The sequence below is a fragment of the Pseudoglutamicibacter albus genome (genome assembly GCF_031458175.1).
In the GTDB taxonomy this organism is placed as follows: domain Bacteria; phylum Actinomycetota; class Actinomycetes; order Actinomycetales; family Micrococcaceae; genus Pseudoglutamicibacter; species Pseudoglutamicibacter albus.
Window position 1 is genome coordinate 76,175 of the sequence record NZ_JAVDXX010000001.1, and the last position, 23,815, is coordinate 99,989.

Annotated in this window: 19 protein-coding genes; 12 read left to right on the top strand and 7 right to left on the bottom strand. The window is 59.9% G+C overall.

What is annotated here, in order from left to right; genetic code table 11:
• Positions 1 to 65 precede the first annotated feature (65 nt).
• The 4 genes from J2S67_RS00325 (at position 66) to J2S67_RS00340 (ending at position 4,692) form a co-directional block, all read left to right on the top strand.
• Positions 66 to 1,727: an SLC13 family permease gene (locus tag J2S67_RS00325; protein ID WP_310245214.1), complete on the top strand. Its 1,662-nt coding sequence runs from the start codon at positions 66 to 68 to the stop codon at positions 1,725 to 1,727.
• 143 nt (positions 1,728 to 1,870) lie between these two features.
• Positions 1,871 to 3,376: a purine-cytosine permease family protein gene (locus J2S67_RS00330; RefSeq protein ID WP_310245216.1), complete on the top strand. Its 1,506-nt coding sequence runs from the start codon at positions 1,871 to 1,873 to the stop codon at positions 3,374 to 3,376.
• Between the two features lie 6 nt (positions 3,377 to 3,382).
• The gene (locus J2S67_RS00335) at positions 3,383 to 3,985 is read left to right on the top strand and encodes a cysteine hydrolase family protein (protein ID WP_310245218.1); all 603 of its coding nucleotides are present in this window, start codon (positions 3,383 to 3,385) and stop codon (positions 3,983 to 3,985) included.
• A 38-nt stretch (positions 3,986 to 4,023) separates the two neighbouring features.
• On the top strand, positions 4,024 to 4,692 hold the full coding sequence (locus tag J2S67_RS00340; RefSeq protein ID WP_310245220.1) for an HAD-IA family hydrolase: 669 nt from the start codon (positions 4,024 to 4,026) through the stop codon (positions 4,690 to 4,692).
• A gap of 27 nt (positions 4,693 to 4,719) precedes the next feature.
• Here the strand turns inward: J2S67_RS00340 and J2S67_RS00345 are convergent, their stop codons facing one another.
• Positions 4,720 to 5,694, bottom strand: a complete 975-nt coding sequence (locus tag J2S67_RS00345) for a GT-D fold domain-containing glycosyltransferase (protein ID WP_310245222.1) — start codon at positions 5,692 to 5,694, stop codon at positions 4,720 to 4,722.
• A 323-nt stretch (positions 5,695 to 6,017) separates the two neighbouring features.
• Between J2S67_RS00345 and J2S67_RS00350 the strand changes: the two genes are divergently transcribed.
• Positions 6,018 to 6,722 carry a hypothetical protein gene (locus J2S67_RS00350; protein ID WP_310245224.1) on the top strand — a complete coding sequence of 235 codons (705 nt, stop codon included), beginning with the start codon at positions 6,018 to 6,020 and terminating at the stop codon, positions 6,720 to 6,722.
• A 161-nt stretch (positions 6,723 to 6,883) separates the two neighbouring features.
• A complete protein-coding gene (locus tag J2S67_RS00355) occupies positions 6,884 to 7,645 on the top strand; it encodes an SDR family NAD(P)-dependent oxidoreductase (protein WP_070506889.1) in 762 nt (253 codons plus the stop codon).
• Between the two features lie 111 nt (positions 7,646 to 7,756).
• Here the strand turns inward: J2S67_RS00355 and J2S67_RS00360 are convergent, their stop codons facing one another.
• Positions 7,757 to 8,755 carry a class I SAM-dependent methyltransferase gene (locus J2S67_RS00360; RefSeq protein WP_310245227.1) on the bottom strand — a complete coding sequence of 333 codons (999 nt, stop codon included), beginning with the start codon at positions 8,753 to 8,755 and terminating at the stop codon, positions 7,757 to 7,759.
• 150 nt (positions 8,756 to 8,905) lie between these two features.
• Entirely contained in the window at positions 8,906 to 10,009 is a 1,104-nt protein-coding gene (locus J2S67_RS00365; protein WP_310245229.1) for an NAD(P)H-dependent flavin oxidoreductase, read from the bottom strand.
• 318 nt (positions 10,010 to 10,327) lie between these two features.
• Between J2S67_RS00365 and J2S67_RS00370 the strand changes: the two genes are divergently transcribed.
• From J2S67_RS00370 to J2S67_RS00390, 5 genes are all read left to right on the top strand, one after another.
• Positions 10,328 to 12,265: an ATP-dependent nuclease gene (locus J2S67_RS00370; protein ID WP_310245231.1), complete on the top strand. Its 1,938-nt coding sequence runs from the start codon at positions 10,328 to 10,330 to the stop codon at positions 12,263 to 12,265.
• Positions 12,238 to 13,914 (top strand): ATP-dependent helicase, encoded by a 1,677-nt coding sequence (locus tag J2S67_RS00375; RefSeq protein WP_310245233.1) that lies wholly within the window; start codon positions 12,238 to 12,240, stop codon positions 13,912 to 13,914. Before J2S67_RS00370 ends, J2S67_RS00375 begins: the two co-directional genes overlap by 28 nt.
• 607 nt (positions 13,915 to 14,521) lie before the next feature.
• Entirely contained in the window at positions 14,522 to 17,686 is a 3,165-nt protein-coding gene (locus J2S67_RS00380; protein WP_310245235.1) for a DUF3427 domain-containing protein, read from the top strand.
• A gap of 83 nt (positions 17,687 to 17,769) precedes the next feature.
• Positions 17,770 to 19,503, top strand: coding sequence for a class I adenylate-forming enzyme family protein (locus J2S67_RS00385; protein WP_310245237.1), 1,734 nt, complete (start codon positions 17,770 to 17,772; stop codon positions 19,501 to 19,503).
• Positions 19,500 to 20,858, top strand: coding sequence for a beta-ketoacyl-[acyl-carrier-protein] synthase family protein (locus J2S67_RS00390; RefSeq protein ID WP_310245239.1), 1,359 nt, complete (start codon positions 19,500 to 19,502; stop codon positions 20,856 to 20,858). The genes J2S67_RS00385 and J2S67_RS00390 overlap by 4 nt, the downstream gene beginning before the upstream one ends.
• Before the next feature lie 48 nt (positions 20,859 to 20,906).
• On the opposite strand, the gene J2S67_RS00395 is transcribed toward J2S67_RS00390, so the two are convergent.
• The 4 genes from J2S67_RS00395 to J2S67_RS00410 all read right to left on the bottom strand — a co-directional run bounded on the left by J2S67_RS00395 (position 20,907) and on the right by J2S67_RS00410 (position 23,462).
• On the bottom strand, positions 20,907 to 21,236 hold the full coding sequence (locus J2S67_RS00395; protein WP_310245241.1) for a hypothetical protein: 330 nt from the start codon (positions 21,234 to 21,236) through the stop codon (positions 20,907 to 20,909).
• A 51-nt stretch (positions 21,237 to 21,287) separates the two neighbouring features.
• The gene (locus J2S67_RS00400) at positions 21,288 to 22,199 is read right to left on the bottom strand and encodes a DUF2268 domain-containing protein (RefSeq protein ID WP_310245243.1); all 912 of its coding nucleotides are present in this window, start codon (positions 22,197 to 22,199) and stop codon (positions 21,288 to 21,290) included.
• A 22-nt stretch (positions 22,200 to 22,221) separates the two neighbouring features.
• Positions 22,222 to 23,016, bottom strand: a complete 795-nt coding sequence (locus J2S67_RS00405; protein WP_239445856.1) for a MerR family transcriptional regulator — start codon at positions 23,014 to 23,016, stop codon at positions 22,222 to 22,224.
• Positions 23,017 to 23,177: 161 nt separating this feature from the next.
• Positions 23,178 to 23,462 (bottom strand): hypothetical protein, encoded by a 285-nt coding sequence (locus J2S67_RS00410; protein WP_310245245.1) that lies wholly within the window; start codon positions 23,460 to 23,462, stop codon positions 23,178 to 23,180.
• On the opposite strand from J2S67_RS00410, the gene J2S67_RS00415 reads away from it, so the two are divergent.
• Positions 23,463 to 23,732: a hypothetical protein gene (locus J2S67_RS00415; RefSeq protein ID WP_310245247.1), complete on the top strand. Its 270-nt coding sequence runs from the start codon at positions 23,463 to 23,465 to the stop codon at positions 23,730 to 23,732.
• The last annotated feature ends 83 nt before the right edge of the window (positions 23,733 to 23,815 follow it).

Sequence of the window (23,815 nt, forward strand, 5' to 3'; positions counted from 1 at the left end):
TCGGGTGCCAACGGACCGTTGTCACTCGATTCTGCGTTTGAACTATATGCACCCAGGAGGTTGGCATGGCTGAGCCGAAGATGCCGGAGTATCTGGAGAGTCTTCGTCCGGACCCGTCGAAGGGCCGTGACGTTAAGCAGAAGTCGCCGGGCGAGTTGGATCCGGCCGTTGAGAAGCGCACGGTGAATGTGCGTTGGGGTGGGCTCGCACTCGGTGTGGTGTTGAGCGTGCTGATCTATTTCATCCTCCCGCACTCGATGTCGCATAACGCGCGTTTGACTGCCGCTACCGCGATTGTGATGGCGGTGTGGTGGATGACCGAGGCGCTACCGATCCCGGCTACGGCACTGCTGCCGCTCGTGATTTTCCCTGTGCTGGCTCAGCCGATTCAGGCGGAGGGGAAGGACCCGGAACCGGTCACTTTCAACATGTTGGGTGCCTCGTATGGATCTGACACGATCTTCCTGTTTATGGGCGGGTTCTTCATCGCGTTGGCGATGCAGCGGTGGAATCTGCACCGGCGGATCGCGTTGGGTGTTCTACGGGTGATGCCGAATAAGCCTGGCGCGATGATCGCGGGCTTCATGATTGCGACCGGTTTCGTTTCGATGTGGGTTTCGAACACGGCTACCGCGGTGATGATGTTGCCGATCGGTATGTCTGTGTTGTCGCTGGTGAACCAGATTACGCAGAATGATGACGCGAACCCGAAGACCGGTTCGATCGCACTCAACGCAGATAGCGAACCGGTGACGTCCGCGGTTGATTTGATCCGCACTAACTTCGGTTCCGCTTTGATGTTGGGTATCGCGTATGCCGCCTCGATCGGTTCGCTGGGCACCCTGATCGGTACTCCGCCGAACGCGTTGTTGGCGGGCATGATGAGCGATAACTTGGGCGTCACAATCGGTTTCGCTCAGTGGATGGTCGTGGGTGTCCCGATTTCTATCGTGATGATGGCGGTCGCATGGTTCTTGCTGGTCAAGGTTCTGTTCAAGCCGGAGATCGATGAGATCCCGGGTGGCCGTGATCTGATCCGTTCGGAGCTGAGCAAGCTTGGCCCGATGTCCCAGGGCGAGATCCGTGTGATCGTCGTGTTCATTGCGACTGCGCTTGCGTGGATCATCATCCCGACGGTCGCTCAGCTGAATGGTGGTACGGCGATTATTTCTGATGCGGGCATCGCGATGGTCGCTGGTGTTGTGTTGTTCATGATGCCGGCTGGTGCTGAGCGCGGTGTGCGCCTGTTGGATTGGAAGACCGCTAAGGAACTTCCGTGGGATGTGCTGTTGCTGTTCGGTGGCGGCCTGGCGCTTTCCAGCATGTTCAGCAAGTCCGGTTTGACGAAGGACATCGGTACGTTTGCGGGCAAGCTGGACGGTGTCCCGCCGGTTCTGGTTGTCGCGATCCTGGCGGCGGCGATCCTGTTCTTGACTGAGCTGACCTCGAACACGGCTACTGCGGCGACGTTCATTCCGGTGGCGATGGGTATCGCATCGGGTATGGGCGCTGATCCACTGCTGTTCGCGGCACCGGTCGCGTTGGCTGCTACGTGCGCGTTCATGCTTCCGGTGGCGACCCCGCCGAACGCGGTCGCGTACGGTTCCGGTTACGTCACGATCGGCGAGATGGTCAAGGGTGGCGTGTGGCTGAACCTCATCGGCATCGGCGTCATCACGCTCGCGTGCTCGACCCTGCTCGTGTGGGTGTTTGGTCTCGCGCTGTAAAACAGCGTGACTGTGTAGAAGCGAGCTGACCTCGTCAGCATCCACATCAGCGGCCCCACAACCAATGTTGGTTGTGGGATCGCTTTTGATGTTGTGGTTGCGGTCACGGTAGTGTGAAAGGTTCCTCAACGAAAAGAGAGAGCATGGCTGCCGAGAGTCCCGGCGAAGCAACATACGGTTCATCCCTCACCAAGGCGGAGCCGTACGGAACGGAACAGATCCCCGATGTAGAGAGGCACGGTAGCCCACGCAGCCAGTTCACGCTCTGGTTCGCCGCGAACATGGTGCTCGCGGTCATGGTGTCCGGTTTCTTCTCCGCGCAATTCGGGTTGTCAGTGGTGCAGGGCCTCACCGCGGTTGCCGCTGGAACGCTGTGCGGCGTGCTGGTCATGGGGTTGCTGGCCGGTATCGGCAGCAAGCTGGGTGTCCCGCAGCAGGTCCAGGGCCGCGGCCCGATGGGTTTCTACGGGAACTACCTACCGATCACGTTGCTCACCATTGTCTCCGCGATCGGGTGGACGGCCGTGAACACGGTGTTCGCGGTGATCGCGCTCCAAGTTTTGGTGGACATCAACTTCGCGCTCGCCGCGGCACTCATGTTCGCGGTGCAGGCGGTGTTCGCGGTGTGGGGCCACAACGTGGTGCATGTTGTGAATAAGGTAGCCACCGTCGTACTGACGGTGTTGTTCCTGGTGATCTCGGTGCTTTCGATGCGGGAGGCTGACTTCACGCTCGCCGCTAACCCCGATGCGGGCAGCTACATGGGCCCGGTCGCCGGCTGGATCACGTTCGCCGGTTTCTTCTTCGCCTACGTGATGACGTGGACTCCGTTCGCATCGGATTTCTCGCGGTATCTTCCGCGCCGCACCCCGCATTCGAAGGTCGTGCTCTATACCGCTGGCGGCAGCTTCTTAGCGCTGACGTGGCTGGGCAGCATCGGGGTTCTGGTTTCCAGTTTCGCGGGCGAGCTGGATGCGATCCCCGCGTTGGCGCAGCTGACGGGTTCGTGGACGCCAGTCGCGATGATCACGGTGGTGCTCTCCACGATCCCGGTGAGCGCGATGAACCTCTATGGCGGCGCGCTATCCCTGTTGACGTTGAAGGTCCCGGTGAGCCGTATTGTTGCGGTGGTCATCGTGGCTGTGGTGAGTCTCGGCATGACCTTGTTGATGCAGGATGACCCGTACGGCGGGTTCTATAACTTCCTCTCAGTGCTTGCCTACCTCGTGGTTCCGTTCAGCACGGTGTTGCTGCTGGACTATTACTTGCGGATGCGTAAACCCGCCGTGGATAGCTCCGTGGAGCTGTATAACACCGGGCGCCGGTTCGAGTGGGGCTTCTTCGCATGGATCGGCGGATGCTTGGTCTCGATGCTGTTCTGGGATACCGAACTGCTGGCCGGCCCGCTCGCTGAACTCTCCCGTTCAATGGGGGACCTCGGGTTCCTCGCCGGGATCCTGGGCGCCGGGGTGCTCTATATGCTGACCTATAAGCTGCCCGTACCCACGGGCCTGCTCCGCACACGGAAAGCGGCCCGCCAACAGGCCGAAGCCGAAGCGGCCGCTGAGGCCGACGCCGACGCTTCGGCGACGGCCGCCGAAACTAGGCCCAACACGGAAACCAAGCCCACCACTGAATCGGAAGGTTGAGGATTGATGAGTACCGCATCGGACGCCGCTGCACCGGCTGCAGGGCAGCAAGCACCTGAGACGGGCACCCCGCGCAAGGGTGCGCTGGTGTTTATTGATATGCAGAACATTTTCGCTGACCAGGACGGCCAGTGGGGTGTCTCGAATTATGCCGAGGTTGAGCAGGCGATGGCGCGGTTGCGTGAGCGGGATGGTTCGCCGGTGATTTGGACTCGCTTTGTGCGGGACCCGGAAGAGCACGGCGCGTGGGCGGACTATTACGACCGCTGGGACGAATGCCGCGCCGAACCCGAATCCGAGGTGTGGGACTTGACCTCCCCGGTGCGGGATGGCGACCGTGTGTTGTCGATGCCGACGTTCTCCAAGTGGGGCGAACAGCTCGCCGAAATGACGAAGGACTATGACCGCCTAGTGTTGGCGGGGGTCGCCACGGACTGTTGCGTGATCGGGACCGCGCTGGGCGCCGTGGATGCCGGCAAATGGGTTACGGTGCTCACGGATGCGTGCGGCGGCGGAACCAAAGAAGTGCACGACCAGGCGATGGCGATCATGGACTGCTTCAACCCGATGCTCACGCTCATGACCGTGGACGAATACCTGAATGCGTGAGCGGACTGAAATGCGTAACTGGAGAGGACGTGGCCGTTGTGGCTGGTTCACCGCGCTGGAAGACGGTGCTGTTTGACCTGGATGGGACGCTGATCAACACGATCCCGTTGATTGTGGCGACGTTCCACCGCACCTTTGAGCATTTCGGGGTGCAGGCCCCGGATGATGAGGTCATGAAGTCGTGGATCGGGTTGACGTTGGAGGACACGTTCCGCCCCGTGGCCGGCGAGGACGCGGCCGATGAGTGGGTGGCTGTGTACCGGAAGTTCAACCAAGAGATGCATGACGACGCGGTGGCCCCGTTCCCTGGCGTGGACCAGGTGTTGGCTGATCTTGAGGCCGCTGGCTGCACGGTGGGTGTTGTGACGGCGAAGCTGCCGGAGATGGCGCGGCGCGGCCTGCGGGTGTGTGGTTTGCCAGAGCTGAGCCCGCTGGTGGGTAACGGTGATGTTGAACGGCATAAGCCGGCACCCGATCCGGTGTTGAAGGCGCTCGAGTTGGTGGGTGTTGAGCCTACCGGCGGCCCAGGCGGGGCGGTGTACGTAGGGGATGCGCCTACCGATATTCAGGCGGGCAACGCCGCCGGTGTGGACACGGTGGGCGTGACGTGGGGCGCGGCGACGCGTGAACAGATCGACGCCGCGCACCCAGGTCAGGTGGCCACGAGCATGGCGGAGCTACACAAGATCCTGCTACCGGGCGGTTAGTCCAGCTTTTCTTAGCCCGTGAGACAACTACTGCTTTGCCGGCGTCTGTGAGTAGGGCCGGCTTTCGGGACGGGCGCCGCCTTCGAACACTGCAAGGTAGGAGTCGGAGATGTGCCCAACATCGACTGCTTGGCGTCCGGTTTCGGCGATCTTGTGGGATAGAACCGTGCCTGCGGGGCCGAGCGCGACTAGGAAAATGTCCGTATCGGTGGCCTTGTCGACCTCGTTCATAATCCGTGGGATGTCCGCGTAGGCGTGACGGTCTTGTGAATCGATGCGGTCAGAACCTGCCAGGTTGTCGAACAGCTGTGGGATCAGGTCGAACCTCGAGCTTTTACCGGTGATGATGGTCGCTTTCTTGCCAGCCCAGACGCTACGCCATGCTTCCACGCCTTGCTCGCCTTCGGAAGCGAAGAACAACGGCCGGGTCGCGTGCGCGTTGCCAAGGCGGGTGGCTGGCGCGATGACTTCGCGGAATTCGGGCCAGTATTGGGCCCAGATCATGCTCCAGTGGCGGTCACGGTAGGTGTGCGGGGTGCCGAAGATGACGTCGTCACGGTTGAGGCTTCCGCTCATGGCATCGTTGAGGTCCTTTTGAAGTGCCGTTGAGTTCTTCTGGAAACCAAGGTTTGCGGTGATGTCGAAAGCGAGCTTGAGTTCGCCGTCGCCGATGCGCACAAAGGAGAGGTTGTTTTCAGAAACGGTCTGCACTGTTTCAAGCAGACCCAGCTGCTTCGCCCGGTATTCCTTCCGCATTTCTTCAAACAGTGGCATCGTAGCCAGGCTACGCATCGCATCGTCGTGGCGGCGCTGAAGTGTGGCTTCCTTGCGTAGCGTTTCCAGATCCTTCTGGATCTGCACAAGTGCTTCATTGGTGGACGTGTTCGCGGCATCCAGTGCCTTCTTGATGGAGCCGAGAGTCCTGTTATTGGTTTTCAGGCTCTCGGTGTAGTTGAAATTGAGCAACCGCCGAATATTGCTTATGAACTTTGGTTTTGCCATGCCTACAGCTTCTTTCATCGGGGTTTCTTCAATTCTGCCTGAGTTTGCTCGCGGGCTGGCTGAAGGATGAGTTGGTGTTACCCGGCAGGTCGCGAAACTGTAACGCGGGCACGGGACCCTGACGCGGGCACGGGAGTGCAACCCCGGCGCGGTGTCTAGGAGTTTTTCTTTTCCTTGGTTATGATCAATCCGGGCACTGACTCGTTTTCGTTACTTTAATGCCGATTTGAACTCGTACACATCTGAACTAGGGCAGCTTCATCACCAAACTTGTTGAGTATTCCTGCGCCCATATTTAGCTCGTTCTAGTTTGAGGAATGTGTATGAAACGGTTCTTCCGTGCATTCGCCATTGTTCTGGTTGCCGTTGGGTTGAACGCAGGCACCGCGGTCCCAAGCCAAGCGGCACCACGCCTGGTGGACGTGACCGGGTTCAGCGCCAAGTCCATCGTGGTTTCCAACCCCAGTTGTCGGTCCGTCGTGGTCACCATGCGGAAAACCATGTCCCCGAAGGTTGACTATTGGGACGTTTCGGCCGATGTGACCCGAAGCGGCAGCTTTGTGACCTGGGCAGATTATTCGAAATCTGGCGACCGGTCGAAGACTCGTGTTCAGATTTGTCCTTCGTTAGACGGCCTCGGTAAGTACACGGTTGGCCCTTCGACTGTCACTGCCGACACCCGGGACGGCTACGACTACCAGTCCTATACCGACTGGACCAAGGGACACTTCTACGTCCGGGCTAAGGGCAAAGCCGCGCTGAAGGGGAAGCGTAAGGGGAGCACCGTGACCCTGACAGCGTCGGCTCAGCGCTACAACCCTGAGCGTTATAAGTACGTGGCTCATGGGGCTAAGAAGGCTCGGGTGCAGGTGAAATCGGGCAAGAAGTGGAAGACCGTGAAGACGGTCAAGCTGAAGAAGGGTAAGGCCACTGTCAAGGTGAAGACGAAGCACAAGAAGCAGTACCGCTTCGTCTTCGATCAAACCAGCGCCACCACCGGTGCAACCTCGAAGACCATCAAGATCTAGCCGCTTCCAGGTGCGGGTCCTCACCGCAACGCTGCCCGGCCTTCATGCTGATTTCACTGGTTGAGCACGCTCATTTCGCCGGTTGAGAATCCCTCCGAAAAACGGGATGTCCTTGTTGGGCTCAAACTGACAGGACGTCTCCTATGGAAGGGGTTTTCAGCATGTTCGGTGATGAGTTCAAAGGCCGGGTCGCGTTGGTGACTGGCGGTGGTTCGGGAATCGGTGAGGCAACCAGCAAGAGGCTCGCTGAATACGGCGTCAAGGTGGTTGTTGCTGACATTTCTCAGGAGGCCGCGGAGCGCGTGGCTTCTGAGATCGAAGCCGCGGGCGGTACGGCGTTCGCCGTTGCCGGTGACACCTCCGTCAAGGAAGACAACGAGCGCATGGTCCGTGAGGCTATCGAGGCGTATGGTCAGCTGAACTATGCGGTCAACAACGCGGGAATCGGTGACCCGGCAGCACCGGCCGGTGAGACTGACCTTGAGGCTTGGGACAAGGTCATCGGCATCAACCTCAACGGTGTTCTGTACGGGATGCGTTACCAGATCCCTGAGATGTTGAAGGCTGGCGCGGGTGAGTCCGCGATTGTGAACATGGCGTCGATTCACGGCACGGTCGCGGCGATCGGCAATGGCGCTTACACCGCCGCGAAGCACGGGGTTGTAGGCATCACCAAGAACGCGGCCGCAGAGTACGGCCCGGAGGGGCTGCGCATTAACTCTGTTGGCCCGGCCTATATCGATACCCCGTTGCTGGCTAACCTGTCGGAAGAGATCCGCGATGCGCTCGTCGCTAAGCATCCGATGGGTCGCTTGGGCCGCCCGGAGGAAGTCGCGAACCTGGTTCTGTACTTGCTCTCGGATTACGCGTCCTTCGTCACGGGTGCCTACTACCTGGTTGACGGCGGCTACACCGCCGTCTAAGAACCGAAGAAAACCAGCGACCAAACAAACCCAAGAACACCTGCGGTGGGTGGGCATCAATGAGATGCCCACCCACCGCAGGTGTTAAAGCGCTGTAGAGCGGCGGGGCGTTTAAGCGCTGTAGAGCGGCGGGACGGCGCGGTCTGTGCGTTCCAGAATGAACCAGTAGTTGCCGCTTTCGGCCGTCCGCTGTTGTTGCGCATCGAGCGGTTGGAACTCGTCTTCGTCAACAACGCTGTGCACTGTCCAAAGCCCTTCGGCGGTGAAGAGGTCGTGCCAGCCCGTGATCGACAAGGAGAGCTGCAGCAGGAGTTCATCGACAATGAGTTCCTCGCCGTTCCAGACGCGTACCCGCTCAGTTTCGAGGTCGTAACCGTCGTGAGGTTCCCGCTTCGCCAGCTCCCAACGCACCGTGATGTTTTGGTATTCGGGGTTCTCGGTTGGGTTGCCGAAGCCTTCCCATTCCCCGTATTCACCGGGCTGTGGGCGTTCGGTCAGGTCCGCGCCGAAGGAGTCGAGGTGGATCAGGTATTTGCCGCCGGTGGTGACGCTCATCGCGGCGCGACGCAGGTGGGCGGCGACCAGTTCGGGGGTGGGGAGGCATCGCACAGTGTTGAGCGCGGAGAAAGCCCCCGGGTATGTGGGTAGGAGTGCGACTTCGGTGAGGTCGCCGAGGATCAGCCGTGGGGTGTGTTTGGTTTTCCGTTCGGCCGCCGCTTCGCTGAGGTAGGTGAGGGCGTCGCTCGAGGAGTCGATGCCGTCCACTTGGTAGCCGCGTTCCAGCAACGGAAGCAGCACGCGTCCCGAACCGCAACCGAACTCTATGAGCCGGTCGGCATTGGTGGTGGAGGTGATGAAGTCGAGTTCTTCGCTCGCGTCCCAGCCGAAGATGTTGTCGTAGAGAACCGGGTTATCGAATAACCGAGCGCCGGGTGCCTCATAGTTTTCGGTATCGCTTGGCGGTTCAGATGAGTGGGCCACCATCTTGGCGACCTTCTCGTGCGGGCATGGTGACTGCGCGGGTGACTGGGTGTGTGTCTGGTCGGTGCCGGCGTCGTGGTCCAAAGCGACCTTGGGCGTCCACGTGCCCTGCGGGGTTTCAATGATCAAGGAATCTCCTCGGGTGATGTGCTGAATCCTTGCACTAGAGAATAACCGCAACGAGCCGCGAACGACTAGGCCAGACCAGGCCGGGGCTGGCCAGGTCGGGCGCGTCGTCTAGGCGGTGTTTGGCTGGCTACCGCGTGAGTAGCCCTGGGATCATGGTTCGCGGCCGATGGCGTGGGTGACTTCCGCTGCCGGGCGCGGCTGAATCAGGTGTGCGTTGGCGCCGGCCCAGTGTGGTGCCATCCCTGCGGAGCCGCTCTTAGCGGCCGCGGCAGACAGCGCTTTGTTCGCTGAATAGGCGACGGGGAAGACCGGCGGGGTTGGTGCATCGGGCGCTTCAGCGAATTCCATAAACGCGGTAGGCAACCCGCGGGCTGGCCGCCCCGAGAACACGCGAGTCAAGCGAGTTTCAGCGCCGCCGCTTGCGTGCTGAGCGGCGTGCGCGGCTTGAACTAGAGCCTCACGGTAGGAATCTTTGGCCCCGGATTCGGGGCTCGTGATGAGTGCGGTGCCGACCTGAACGGCGGAAGCCCTTAGGCTGAACATGTGCTCGGCGCGTTCGCGGGTCATGATGCCGCCCGCTGCGACCACAGGCAGCTGTGTTGCTGAGGCGATCTGCTGAACGAGGCGCCCGGTAGGGGTCTGTTCATCGGGGCCGTTTTCGTCGAAGATTCCTCGGTGCCCGCCGGCCTCGATCCCTTGGGCGATGACCACATCCAAGCCCGCTTCCTCGATTACGCGCGCCTCAGCCTGGCTAGTGGCGGAAGCCATCAACAGGGTGCCGGCTTCGTGCAGTGCGTTGATGGTTGCGACGTCGGGGACACCGAAGTGGAAACTGACCACGGCGGGTTTTTCGTCCGCGAGTAGTTGGAGCAGCGCGGTATCGCCGAGGAACGATTCATAGGACGGGCTGAGTTCTGCTGGCGGTTGGGTGCCGAGCGAGTGAAAGAGAGGGGCCAAGTAGTCGAGCCATGCGGACTCGACGGCGGGGTCCCGGTGAGGTTCGGCGTGACAGAAGAAGTTCAGATTGAATGGCCGGGTGGTGAGGGCTTTAAGTTCGCGGATGGCCTCGCGAACCTGGTCAACGTTCTTACCCGCCAAACCAAGTGATCCGAGCCCGCCTGCGTTGCTGACCGCCGCGGCGAGCTGTGGGGTGGAGGTGCCGGCCATCGGCGCGCCAATGAATGGCAGTTCGATTCCGGTGAGGTCAGTGAAAGCGCTTGGGTTCCGCAACGCGGGCTCCTCGGCGTATCGCATGGTGTTGGATGTTTGCTGGGTGTTGGCTATTCCCACTATGCCATGGGGGCGGATCATCGGCGGGTGGCGGGGCATGGAATTAAGATGATCGAAGTCAGGCAACCGCATACCACATGGTGGTGAGCGTCTAGTGGGATCGCTGGTATCAACTAGATTTAGGCATTTACGAAGTCACTGACTTGCATCTGGACACAGGTAGGATGATCGAGTATCACTCATATGTCTGGATTCGACCTCCCGGTCGGAGCCTGCTCAATACACAGTTTCGCTTGCTGCACATGCGCGTCTTTGCTATCCGCGTCGAGAGAAGGAACACTGATGCAGATCACCCGCCTCCGGCTATCGGGATTTCAGTCGTTCGGCCCGGATCCAACCACCATAGAACTCACCGACGTCACGTACGTTTTGGGTCCCAACGGTGCGGGAAAAACAGCGGTGCTCGAGGCCCTAACGCGACTATTCAGCCCACTTCCGGCGCAACGAAAGATCAAACACACCGACTTCCACATTCCGAGCGGGCTCACTGCTAACGAAGTCTATGCAGCTGAGCCCGAACTATGGATTGAGGTAGACATAGAGGTTCCTGAAGCTGGTGAGGACGGGGAGCATGCTTCTGTTCCTCCGAATTTCGCCCACATGCGCATATCAACCGAAGACGGGGCACCCGGCATACGAGTGCGTCTGACAGCTACTATCGCACCAGATCACGTGATCGACGAGAAGCTGCAGTACGTCCTCGCGGTAGATTCTGACGGGGAGCCGTTGAACTGTGCTGACATGTCACGGTTTGACCGAGCCAACATAGAGGTACATTATCTACCTGCCCGCCGGGATCCGACAGAGCATATCGCTTACACGGCGGCGTCAGTCGTAGGGCGTGCTCTGCGCGCGGCAGAGTGGACCGAGGAGCGCGATGAACTTGACGCATTGTCGGAGGAACTAACTAATGCACTGACGGCTAACAGCGGGGTTAGGAGCGTTGGGAAGCACCTAGCGGAGAAATGGAAGGGGTTACACACTGGCGGCTTCTTCACAGACCCTTCCATTTCATTTGGAAGTGGAGATCTGGAGAGTGTGCTTCGGCAACTAACGGTTGCGTTCGCGCCTTCACCAGATGGTTCGTCAATCCCTTTTGACCGACTTAGTGACGGCCAAAAGTCATTGCTGTACATTTCACTGGTGCTCGCCTGGCAGGCTCTTGCACGTAAGGTGCTCGATGGGAGTGATACCTCTTTTGACCAGCACCGACTCCGCCCTCCAGTACACACCGTTATCGCGTTGGAAGAACCGGAGAACAGCCTTGCGCCCCAGTTCCTCGGTCGTATCAATCGCCAGCTTCGGGAGACTGCAAGGCATAAAGATTCGCAGTCGCTGATCGCTACGCATTCGCCTGCCTTGCTGAGTCGTGTCGCACCTGAAGACATCTGTTTCCTGCGCCTCGATCAGCAACGTCAGTCGAAGGTCCGCCGCATCGTTTTGCCGAAGTCTCACGAGGAAGCCGAAAAATATGTGCGTGAAGCCGTTGTAGCGTTCCCGGAGCTCTATTTTGCGCGGCTGGTAGTCCTCGGTGAAGGTGCAAGTGAGCAGATCGTGCTTCCGCGAGTCCTTGCTGCGGCTGGCATCGCGGAGGATGACGCCTCCGTTGTAGTGGTGCCGCTGGGTGGTCGCCACGTCAATCATTTTTGGAGACTGCTGACAGAACTGGTAATTCCACACGTCACGTTGCTTGACTTGGACTCTGGTCGATACCAGGGAGGCTGGGGTCGGGTACGCAACGCGCTCAGACAATACAACGAGTTCAACCCAGGTACCTTTGCAAAGGACCAGATAGATAAGCTGCCAGCCTGGAACTCGAACAGTGCGTTTCCTGTTCTGAACTCTACGAACTCTTTCTGCGGGGCCAATGCATTGAAGAAGCTCGAGGAGCAAGGAGTCTATTTCTCTCACCCGCTTGATCTCGATCTGATGATGCTTGAATCATTTCCCGAAGCATACGGTGCAAAGTCGATTGGCATACCTGACGAGAAGGTAACCGTCGCCGTGCTCGGCGAATCTCACACGAATGAGAACCTTCTCCCTGAGGTGTCACGCAATCTTTTCGCTGATTACCATCGCATGTTTAACAAAAACAAACCCGCCTCACACCTTAAAGCGTTGTCTTCGCTGAGTAACGAAGAGCTGAAAGAAGGTCTACCGGGTCCTCTCGCGCGTCTCGTGAACGAGGTGGAATGTCGACTCGAAAGCTTGCCGGAATGATACGTCCCGAAGAGTGGTCGCCGGTTGATGGGCTGCAGTTGGAGTCTAATGCGTTGAAAGCGGTCCGCGAGACCAGGGCGAATGTCGTGGTGACCGCTGGGCCCGGTGCGGGGAAGACCGAGCTTCTCGCTCAGCGCGCGGACTTTCTCTTCCGTACCGGAGCGAGTCCGTATCCGAAAAGGATTCTGGCGATCTCTTTCAAACGTGATGCTGCACATAACTTGCGTTCGCGGGTCAGCCTACGGTCGGGCCCCCAGTATGCGTATCGATTCGATAGCTTGACATTCCATGCTTTTGCCAAGCGGATCATTGACAACTATCGCCCAGCATTGACAGGAAAGAACGCCCTCGATCCCGACTATCGCATAGGCACTGACAGAACTTCGAACAAGGCGATTGCATTTGATGATCTTGTTCCACTGGCGCGCGAAATTCTTCAAAAGAACGTCTACGCCCGCGGTGCGTTACGACAGACATACAGTCATGTATTTATGGATGAGTTTCAGGACGCGACTGCAGAACAATATGAGTTCATGAAGGAAGCCTTCGCCGATACAGACGTTCTTCTCACAGGTGTTGGTGACACAAAGCAACGGATTATGGGGTTTGCGGGCGCGTTAGAAGGGATCATGGCGACGTTCGCCGATGACTTCGCCGCGCTTGAGTTGCAGCTCTACCAAAACTTCCGGTCGAAGCCTCGCCTGCGGCGGATGCAGAATAGGATGATCACTGCGATGGATCCTTCTGCGGCGAGCCCAGATGAGGATCTGCTGGGTGAGGGAGGCGAGCTAAAAGTACTGCGTTATGAAAACGATGTCGACGAAGCGGCGGGGGTCACTCAGTTAATCACGGGATGGATCCGCGAAGGAGTGCAACCACGGGAGATTGCAGTGATTGTGCGGAAGCAACCGCATCTCATCGCAGAAGTTTTGATGAGACATCTCAACAAAAACGGGGTTGCGTGTCGCAATGAGCAGCAATCTCAAGATCTCACTACCGAGCCTGTAGCCGCTCTGATTTTTAACTTTCTTCGGGTCGTAGTGGGCACTGGGAATCCAGCAGCTTACTCGGAGCTTGTGAGGATGGTTACGAGGGATGCCTTTGAAGAGGACGATGCCGTTCAGGCAAGTAAACTGCTGTGGCATCTCAACAAAGCTCGGATGGATGCGCAGTCCCCTGGGTTTGATGTCAAACAATTTGACTCATGGATGCAACTCATCAAAGCGTTTCTGAAGTTCGTATCTCGTTCGGCAGTCAATGCCCTTTCGCCTTCATATCAGCAAGGAGACCATTTAGACGAGGTTCTCAAAAAGGTCTTGGGTGCCTATGAGCGTGAACTAAAAATAACTAAAGATCCTATTGCGGCGCTCGCCCGATTGTCAGAAGCCGATGCTGTGCGGATCTTGACGATTCACAAATGTAAGGGCCTGGAATTTGAAAAGGTCATCGTCCTCGGTGTTGAGGAACAGTTCTACTGGGGTAAGGAAGACGATGTGCAAGCAGTGTTCTTCGTTGCTATCTCACGCGCCAAGGAGGAGCTTGTTTTGACAACCGCGCTACAACGGCAACGGCCCTGTGATGCGAACAGACAGTGGTGCCGGCTATCACGACCATGCGAAAGATTGCTGGACTATGCAAAAGGACTCTGAATTATGGCTGGGTGCCAACCGCCTGAACGAGGAGACCTCACCCCAAGTCAGCGAGGGCTAACCATCGTGGTTTGCGGGAACGGTGACGCATATGCGGCACAGGTATAGATGGTCGCAAGAATTACTCGAATCGTTGACTGTCACGAGATCTCGAGAAATCATATTGTTGTTCCAGCGGCTTCGCCTGAGGCTGAAGCGTCTAGTGCTTACCTTGTGCAGGCTGAATGAGAAACACAGGCCCACGTGGTGAGGTCTTGAACCTTTGTTCGGATGGCGGAGGGATTAGGGGCTATTCGCTCAGGCTCTTTCGCTGATGAAGGAGTTTGATAGGGCCTACATGGACCAGGGTTCACTGGCAGGCGTACAAGCCAGGTGGGGTTACCAGGCCGGCAATCACGACAGCTTGCCTGCCGCGCTCGATTTCGATCCTGTTTCCCAATAAGAGGGCATCCTCGTATGAAGCGGTGTTGGTGCTCGAACGGGCTATATTGGCATCCGCATGAGTTGAACATTGTTCTGAGCTGGTCACGTTGGATAGGCTCCGAGGTGTGTTTCAAGAGCCTGAACCCCATTGCCGCACTGTCGTCTATTGAGTTGAGCCTTGCCGATGAGTGATGAGTTTGTGGACCCTCTTTTGGTAGGTCTGCGTGAAGACCTGGTCACTAGTGACCTGCGACGCGCACTGGATGCGACGGCGCGTGAAACTCAGATTGCCAAGGTTGACAAGGCCGATTTCCCGCACGTCGCAGCCCGCTTCGTTGCAGAACGCTTGGAGCAGGAACTCCAGCTAATCAGCGGCGAAGAAGAACGCATCGAATTCGTGAACCGACTTCTGGCCACAATGAGTTCCGTGAGCCACGGCGAGCACCTCGAGGGACCAAAACCCCAGCAACTGTTGAGCACCGCGAAACCACCTCACAAGGCACCGCAGTCACCGTCGATCCCGATCTCCGAGGTCGCGCTACTAACCAACGCACAAGGTGACCCCCGCCTTGGCCCGGAGCTCAAAACCGAAATGCTCAGCGCCGACGCCGTCGATGTGGTGATGTCTTTCGTTCGCTGGTCCGGTATCCGCCTGATCGCGCAGGAACTTCAAGAGCTCAACCGGCGCGGAGTTCCGGTCCGTCTCCTCACCACCACCTATATGGGTGCAACCGAGAAACGCGCCCTGGACTATCTGGTGAATGAGTGCGGCGCCGAAGTCCGCATCAGTTACGACACCCAAACCACCCGGCTGCACGCCAAAGCATGGGTCTTCCGCCGCAACACCGGCTTTCACACCGGCTTTCACACCGGCTACATCGGCAGCTCCAACCTCAGCAAAGCGGCGATGGTGGACGGGCTCGAATGGAACGTGCGGGTCTCCAACATCCAGACCCCAGCGTTGGTTGAAAAGTTCGAGGCCACGTTCGAAAGCTACTGGCAGTCGCCGATCTTCGAACCCTACATCCCTGAAAAGGATGGGGAACGACTCCAGCAAGCACTCAACAACGGCGCCGCGGACAAGGTTCCGGACTCGCTGTTGGCCACGAACCTGGATGTTCGCCCGTATCCGCACCAGGCGATCATCCTGGACGATCTCCAACACGAACGCGAAGTCCTCAACCGTCACCGCAACCTTGTGGTTGCGGCCACCGGTACCGGTAAGACCGTGATCGCCGCGCTGGACTATCGCCGCCTATGCGAAAACACCAAGGGCCCGCGTCCGCGGTTCCTGTTCGTGGCGCATCGTCGTGAAATCCTGGAGCAATCCCTGCGAACCTTCCGAGACGTGCTGGGTGACGGCTCTTTCGGCGAGCTGTTGCGCGGGAACTACCGGCCTACCAAGTGGGACCATGTGTTCGCGTCCATCCAGACGCTGTCTCAGGAAACGGTCTACACCAAGCTGGACCGTGATCACTTCGATGTGGTGATCATCGACGAATTCCACCACAGCGCAGGCGCTACGTACGAACGCGTCATCAAGCATTTCGATGGGTGCAAAGAGTTCCTGGGGCTGACCGCAACCCCTGAGCGGATGGACGGCCAGAACATCGCGGCCGAATACTTTGACGGCCGGATCGCGAGCGAACTCCGGCTCTGGACGGCTTTGGACAACGACCTTCTGGTTCCTTTCCACTACTTCGGCATCGCCGATGGTGTGGACTTGTCCGGTGCCCAGTTCAGCGCCGGCGGCTACAGGGTTGCAGACCTGGACCGTCTCTATACCGGCAACGATCAGCGCGCTAAGAAAATCATCCAAGCCACCCGCGAGATCGTGACCGACACCGGCAACATGAAAGCCCTCGGCTTCTGCGTCTCCGTTGACCACGCCACCTACATGGCCGAGGTTTTCAACCAGGCCGGCATCGCATCCGGCGTTGTCACGGGCAAGACCTCTCGCGAGGACCGCGACCAAGCGATCAAACAGCTTGCCGCAGGCGAGCTCAACTGCCTCATGGCGGTCGATGTTTTCAACGAGGGCTTCGACCTGCCCGCCATTGACACGGTGCTGATGATGCGGCCCACCCAGTCCGCGACCATCTTCATACAGCAACTGGGCCGAGGCCTGCGCCGAGCGCAAAACAAGAGCGTCCTGACGGTCCTGGATTTTGTGGGGCACCAGCACAAGAATTTCCGTTTCGACATCAAGCTGCACGCACTCACCGGTCAGGACCGGAAGCAGTTGCAGCGTTCTGCGGAACATAATTTCCCGGTGCTGCCGGCGGGATGTCAGATTGTGCTCGATGAGGTCACGCAGAAGGAAGTTGTGGCTAACCTTCGGAGCCAGGTGACGATGAGCACCAAGGACTTCCTGGCGGATGTGCGCCAGATGAGCACGGCGGCTGAGGTTACGGCCGGGTTGCACCTCAAGGACTATTTGGAGCGGTCTGATCGTGACCTGCCGTCGGTATATAAACCGGGCGCGACCCGAACATATCTCGGCGATAAAGGCCCGAACGCTTGGGTTCAATACGAGGCGTGGGCGAATGGGCGGAGCTCGTTCCGTCCGAGCGAAGCCGAAAGCAAGCTGCTGCAGCGAGCCAACAAGTTTGTGCACGTGGACGACCCGGTCCGTTTTGAGGGATATCTGCGAGTATTGAACAGCGGCAAGGTCACGCCTGAGTTGCTGCAGGATCCGCTGGCGTTGATGCTGTATTACTCGTTCTGGCCGTCTGGCCATGAGAAGGGGCTAGCCGCCGGGATGGCGGAGCTTCTGAACGCTCGATTTGTGCGGGAAGAGCTGGAACAAATCATGCAGTTCCGGGAAGTGGTTTCGAGGGCCGTCCCGCGGCCACTATCCGGCGGTCTTGAGACCCAACCCATCCGAAGCCACGCGACATATACGCGTGAGGAGCTGCTCGCGGGCCTGGGCGTGGGCTCGCTGAACTTGGAGAAGCCCGGCAGTATCCGCGAAGGCGTGAAGTGGATTCCGGAACTGCAGACGGATGTGTTGCTGGTGACGCTGAAGAAATCGGAGGCCGACTATTCACCGACCACGATGTATCACGACTACGCGTTGACGGACACGCTGTTCCACTGGGAATCGCAAAGCCTCACTCGGGAAGCATCGCCTACCGGGCAGCGGTACATCAACCACGAATCGGAAGGCTCCAACGTGGTGCTGTTTGTGCGTAAGGCGAAGAACGGTGAGATGGGAACGGAGCCGTACACGTGCCTCGGTAACGCCCGCTATGTGAAGCATTCAGGGGAGAGGCCGATGCAGATCATTTGGGAACTTGAACGCCCGATGCCAGCCAGCTTGTTCGAAATCGCACGCGCAGCAAAATAGCTGCGTGGTTAAGAGTGGCCCGGACTGATAGGTGTGGCAACCAACCTGCCGCGGAAGGCACTTGCAACGGTTAGGCTAGCGACGTGCCCATCACCCGCTCCATCCACGCGACCGCCGCCAAGCATCCCGAACGGCCCGCCATCATCACCAGCAACCGTTCCCTCACCTACCGCGACCTCGTGGACGAAAGCCCCCGCATCATCGCCGCCGTACGGCAACTACACGAAGGCGTGCGGTTGACGGGAAGGAACGCGTCAGCGGCGCGGCCGGTGACCGCGGTATGCACCGCATCGGCGTTTGAAGCGGCACGGATCATGGCGGCGCTCGCCGGTTCCGATCATGTTTTCGCAGCGATCGACCCGCGATGGCCGGCCGAGCATCAACGCAACATCGTCCTCGCGGCAGGCATCGGTGTGGTGATCGTCGATGACTCCGAATCCGCCGCAACCCTCCGGCAGGCCCTGGGTGAGGGGAGCGGCGAGGACTGGGGAGGGGTCATCTGCACACTAACGGAGTTCCGCAACCTCGAACACGCGGTCGCTAATGATGGCGGCGACGCAGGGGATGGTGCTGACAGCGTTGCCGAAGTTGCGGAGAACCGCCCCGACACCTCCCGCCCTGATGGTGCGGCGGACCGTCCTGATTCTGAGCCGTTCCTGATGCTGTTCTCCTCCGGGACCACCGCCGCGCCGAAAGCGTTCCTCAAGACCCGTGGGCAATACCGGGCGAACCTCGCCGTCTCCAAGCGGCACCTCGGGCTGGGGCCTGGCGTGGTCACGTTCGCTCCGGGGCCGTTCGCGTACTCGCTCACCCTCTACGCCGCGGTCGAAACACTCGCAACCGGCGGCACCATCCACCTCGCAAGCAACACTGACACTCTCACGTTGGCCGGCCTGGGGGAGCGAGTCGCGCGCGAAAACATCACCCGCATCGTGACCGTTCCCGCGATGCTGCGCGGCATCATCACCCAAGCCACCCGCACGCCTGAACAGTTTGCAGACCTGGACCTCATCGTCGTGGGCGGCGCCGACCTCCCCGAAAACCTCCGCAACGAGCTCGCCGCCGTGCTCCCTCACACCGAACTCATCAGCTACTACGGGGCCGCGGAAATCGGGTTCATCGGCCAAGGAATCCCCGACCACCCCGGCTGGCACGAGGTCTACGACGGGGTGGAGGTCCAGATCCGCAGCGAGGACGGGGAGCCCATGCCCGATGGTGAACTGGGCACAATCTGGGTGCGGGCCGCATCGTGCTCGGACGGGTATGTGGTCGGCGGCGGCCCTATGGATGGCGGCGGTGCTGGCAGTGACAATGCTGACGGTTCTGCCAGCCGCCTGCTGGATGAGCACGGATGGGCGAGCGTCGGCGACCAAGGCCGCGTCCGCATCGTGGACGGTCGACAGCAGGTCCAGGTTGTCGGCCGGGCCGGAGACACCATCAACACTGGCGGCCACAAAGTCGCACTCCCGGAAGTGACTCGCGCCTACGCCGGCCTCACCGTGGATGGACAGGCGTTCGAGGCTGTTGCGGTGGGGCTGCCGGATGCGACGCTTGGGACGGTGCTCGCGCTCGCCGTCGAAGACTCCGGACTGGGGACCGGGGGCGGTGGCGCCCGCGTCAACCCCCGCCTGACCAAGGCCGCGCTGCGTGAGTGGGGTCGCGCGCGGTTGGCGCCGCAATTCGTTCCAGCACAGTATTACGTGGTGTCGCGGATACCGCGAACCGTGGGCGGCAAGGTCAAGACCGCTGAACTCGCCGAACTGCTCCGCTCCGGCGCGACAGCCCGAACAAGCAGCGAAGGAGTGCAACGCTTGTGACGCACGAACGAGTCACCATCACCGGCCTCGGCGCCATCACCCCGAGCGGGCTGACCGTCTCCGAAATGTGGGACGCCGTCGCCAACGGCCGTAGCGGCATCCGCGTCCTGGAAGGCGACGAATTCGAAACCCAGCACGCCCGCGAACTTGGGGTGCGCATCGGCGGTCAGGTCCGCGGTTTCAATCCCGAAGACTACGTACCGCGCCCGCTCTCTCGCCGTCTCGACGACATGCACGTGTGGGCCATCGCCGCCGCCGACCAAGCCCTCGCCCAAGCCAGTGGTGGCCCCGCCGCAACAACTGCCGCTGTAGCCGAAACAACAGGCGTCGCACCCGGTGCAGCGTTGCCGTGGGATCCGGCGCGGGTCATGGTCGTGGTGGGTACGGGGTCGGGGCCGTTGCGCCCGCATCATCAAGGGGCAGTCGGGTTCGAACATAAGGGACAACGCGGTGTCCCGTTGACCCTCACGATGCACGGCGCTCCCGACGCTCCCGCCGCGCTCATCAGTCAGCGGTACGGGGTCACGGGGCCGGCCCGCGCGGTGTCGGCTACGTGCGCTTCCGGTGCTGTTGCGCTCGGGGAGACGATGCGCACGCTACGCCACGGATATGCCGATGCAGCGATCGTGGTCGGTGTCGAGGACTGCGTAAACCCGATCAACGTGTCCTCCAACGCGAACGTACGCGCACTCGCCGCAGGCTACGAGGCCCACCCGGAGCAAGCATCACGGCCCTTCGACAGCGGTCGAACAGGGTTCGTGGTCTCCGCCGGAGCCGCCGCGATGGTTCTGGAACGGGAAGCCGTTGCGCGTAGCCGCGGCGCGAATGTACTCGCGGAGCTCGCGGGTTATGGTGCATCCTCGGACGCCCATCACGCCACGGCCCCTCTGTCCGATGGTCGCGGTGCCGCCGCCGCGATGCGCGCGGCCCTCGCTGACGCCGGGGTCACGGCGGAACAGTTCGCCACGGGTGCTCCCGACGGTGGACCGCTCGGGCACGTGAACGCGCACGGAACCGGGACGGTGGCCGGAGACGCCGCAGAGGCCGCTGCGCTCACAACCGTGTTCGGTAGTACCACCGCAACTGGCGCCTCATGCCAGCTCCCGATCACCGCCACCAAGTCTTCGACCGGCCACCTGCTGGGTGCCGCGGGAGTCCTCGAAGCGGTGATCAGTGTGTGTTCGCTGCGGGAGGGGATCATCCCGCCAACCATCAACCTCGACGATCCAGCGTTCCCGGAGCTCGCCATCGTGCGCGAACCGCGCCGGATGCCGCCGGAGAACAACACGATGGTGTTATCCAATTCGTTCGGGTTCGGCGGGCATAACGCGTCGATCGTTATCGCCGCGAGGTAGCCGCGTTGGCAGGGGACGCCCTGCCAACGCGGCCCGCTCGGCAGTGGTTTAGTGCTGGCAAGCTCGCCTCATCAGAAGCAGGCCGCCCATCAACACCACGGCCGCAAACCCGGTGAGCCCCGCAACCTCCGTGCCGGTCGGAGCCAAGCCGCGCTCACGGGCATCCGACTGCTCCTCACTTGGCGACGGTTCCTCACTTGGCTCCGGTTCGCGGGTGTCGGTGACGGTGAACTGGGCGGAGGTGCGCATTCGCATCTTCGTATTCTCAGCACGGCCCACAGCCTTGTTGACCACAACATCGCCGTCCTGAGCCTCATGCAGCTCGGTCTTGACGGTGATGGTCTGCTTCTCGTCGTATGCCAGCGGCGCCTCGGTCACTACGCGGACGGGTCGGGGTGCTGAGCGGCGAGCCGGGGAAGGTGGTGGGCGTCAGGGCCTGGTGTTGAGCCCCAGTCGAGGCAGGGCGACGTTCAGAATCTCCTCGGCAGGAGTTCTAAGGCATTCCGTTGCAGTACGGCCGGTCGCATCGAGGTACTCCTGTACGATGCGCGTTCCAGCGGCGTAACCGGCGCCGGTAGGCAGGCCGACGGGCGATGACCCAAAGAGTCGGGCACTCGCGTCGCCAAGCACCCAGCCCGCAAAGTTCTGCATACCAGTGTTGTTGAGGCCTTCGCAGACGCGGCGAAGTACGTCATCGCTTTCTCGTGTCTGTTCAGAAACAAAGTGGGTGTAGCCTCGCAGGCCGCAGTAGCGGACAGCGAAAAGGTCGGCCAGACCTTCAGCCACGACGTGCTCTCCAACAGTCACGGTCATCGGATTCCATACAATCCCGCCGGATGAATAGCGGAGGTTGTGATGTAACTCGTGTAACGCAATAGCTTCAAGCCGGTTGAGGATCACATCGGTGGGCCAGATGGTGATTGCGATGTAGCCGCTGATACCGCCGAAGGCTGAAAGCCCTTGCAATTCCTCCATAAAGTGCCGGTTGGTCGGGTCTCCCAACAGCAACAACACAGTGATGTCCGGTATCTCAAGGCCGGGGATTGCGGTAGCTAAATCTGTTGCACCCTGAATCAGTGCTTGCTTGATGCGGTCCCATGCATCGGCCTTTTCCAAGCTATCTAGCGCATCGAGCATCCGCTGTTTTGGGGCCGCTGGGTCGAAGCCGAAGTTCTGAGCGTGAACTGCTACGAGGTCAGGCTCGCTAGGGCCGAAAGAGTACATGCCTGCCACAGGTTGCCACAACCGGCGGAGAGCATCGTTCCGTTGCTCCCGTGAACAATCCAGTAGAGCGCGCATTTCGACGCCGCTTTCGACCATCGTGATGTGTGTGCTATTCATGTTGAACCTTATGACCTGGGGCTTATGCCCACTCAGGGTTGTTGATATTCACTCCGCTGGTTACTGCGACAGCTTCAATTGCATCGGCAAGCCACCGGGCAAGGCCGGGTTGCCTGGCGTCGTAGTGGTTGGTGAAACTCTTGACGGTGATGTAGCTACGTGAGATCAAATAATGCTTGGCCGGCGTGACAGGGAAAAACTCACCAAGTGCTTCGCGGTGCTTCTGGACTAGCATTGCTGCCTCATCGCTGGAGGCGGAAACGTTATTGCGCACGGCTTCGGCGCACTGTTCTTCAACGCTGTTGAACCTATCGTTACACGCGGCCCAATCAGCATGACTCCACTCGGCGGTTCGTTGTTGACTTATGCTCCAATCGTCAGTGTCGCCATAAGCGTCTTCAGCTTGTGAACGATATTCAACGAAGCGGGCTTCGCCTAGAATTTCTCCGATTTCGCTCAACGTTGGTTTCTTCGTGGCTGTTTCCTTGGCTATCAGCTTGTCGATCACGCTGAGCATTTCTTGAGTCTGCTGGATTTGAGACGTGAGAATTTCTCGTTGCCTCCGCAGATGTGCGATGTGTTCTGTGCCCGCCGCAAGTACGTCCTTGATGGTTGCAAGCTTCATGCCGGTGGCCCGATAGATCATGATCTGCTGGATTGTATCCAGGTCAGCGCGCGTATAGAGCCTGTAGTTTGAGCAGGTGCGCTCGGAAGGGCGGACAAGACCGAGGTCTTCCCAGTGGTGCAACGTACGCACCGTTATTTTGAACTGCCGGGCAACCTCCCCGACGGAGTAATGATCTTCATGGCTGTTCATGAACGTAATTCTGATGCCTGACGTTACGTGAGGGTCAAGTCGGTCTTAGCGGTGGGCCAGGCGCGCGCTCGCTAGGAAGTCGCGTTGATGGGCGGGCTGGTAGGTCATGATGTCACCTTACAGAAGTGAGCTGTACCCGGCCAGGGCCCTACGATGCGGCCTCAACTGGCCTGTTGTGGCGCGCCCCGACGGCAATCATGATGAGCCCGGCCGCGATCCACGCCGACTGCGCCCAGGGTCCGCTGACCGGCAGAGGTCAGTTGGAGAGCAAGCAGAACAGCCGAAGCCATGCCATCAAAGATGAGCGGCAGCAACGCTGAGTTCAGCCCCACGCCTTGAGGGTCCTCGGCGGTCATGGGTGCGACGTCGTTGACAGTGACTTCTTGCCCTTCGGCTTCCAGCTGGGTTGCCATCCCTTTGAGGGCAGCCGCATAGCGCGCACGCAAGTGAGCACCTTCTTGATGTCACTGGGTGAAAACAATCAGGAATTTGTCGAATCAGAGAGGGTCTCGGAGGTTCGCGCGGACCGGCTGGCTCGCCTCGAACCTATCCTTAGGCGGGCACGTGAAGCCGGGTTGATAGGGGACATTGACGCGATGCGATTCCTGGTGGGGATCGCTGCAGCAACCCGGCCGCTACCCGATTTCGTGGAGGAACAGATCCCGGATCTGCATGAGTGGCTCATCGACGTCTACTTGCATGGGCTCCGGCCGTAAGGGTCTAGCGTTTATTCGCGCAGCTGTGGTGAAATAAAGCCAACACGGGCTTGCATCTATCGTTTTTTGAGTTTGAAAGGCTC

What these genes read in the sequence shown, in the direction of transcription:
- J2S67_RS00325 (WP_310245214.1), top strand. Translation starts at nt 66, where the DNA reads ATGGCTGAGCCGAAGATGCCGGAGTATCTGGAGAGTCTTCGTCCGGAC.
- J2S67_RS00330 (WP_310245216.1), top strand. Translation starts at nt 1,871, where the DNA reads ATGGCTGCCGAGAGTCCCGGCGAAGCAACATACGGTTCATCCCTCACC.
- J2S67_RS00335 (WP_310245218.1), top strand. Translation starts at nt 3,383, where the DNA reads ATGAGTACCGCATCGGACGCCGCTGCACCGGCTGCAGGGCAGCAAGCA.
- J2S67_RS00345 (WP_310245222.1), bottom strand. Translation starts at nt 5,694, where the DNA reads ATGGCAAAACCAAAGTTCATAAGCAATATTCGGCGGTTGCTCAATTTC.
- J2S67_RS00350 (WP_310245224.1), top strand. Translation starts at nt 6,018, where the DNA reads ATGAAACGGTTCTTCCGTGCATTCGCCATTGTTCTGGTTGCCGTTGGG.
- J2S67_RS00355 (WP_070506889.1), top strand. Translation starts at nt 6,884, where the DNA reads ATGTTCGGTGATGAGTTCAAAGGCCGGGTCGCGTTGGTGACTGGCGGT.
- J2S67_RS00365 (WP_310245229.1), bottom strand. Translation starts at nt 10,009, where the DNA reads ATGCGATACGCCGAGGAGCCCGCGTTGCGGAACCCAAGCGCTTTCACT.
- J2S67_RS00370 (WP_310245231.1), top strand. Translation starts at nt 10,328, where the DNA reads ATGCAGATCACCCGCCTCCGGCTATCGGGATTTCAGTCGTTCGGCCCG.
- J2S67_RS00375 (WP_310245233.1), top strand. Translation starts at nt 12,238, where the DNA reads ATGTCGACTCGAAAGCTTGCCGGAATGATACGTCCCGAAGAGTGGTCG.
- J2S67_RS00380 (WP_310245235.1), top strand. Translation starts at nt 14,522, where the DNA reads ATGAGTGATGAGTTTGTGGACCCTCTTTTGGTAGGTCTGCGTGAAGAC.
- J2S67_RS00400 (WP_310245243.1), bottom strand. Translation starts at nt 22,199, where the DNA reads ATGAATAGCACACACATCACGATGGTCGAAAGCGGCGTCGAAATGCGC.
- J2S67_RS00405 (WP_239445856.1), bottom strand. Translation starts at nt 23,016, where the DNA reads ATGAACAGCCATGAAGATCATTACTCCGTCGGGGAGGTTGCCCGGCAG.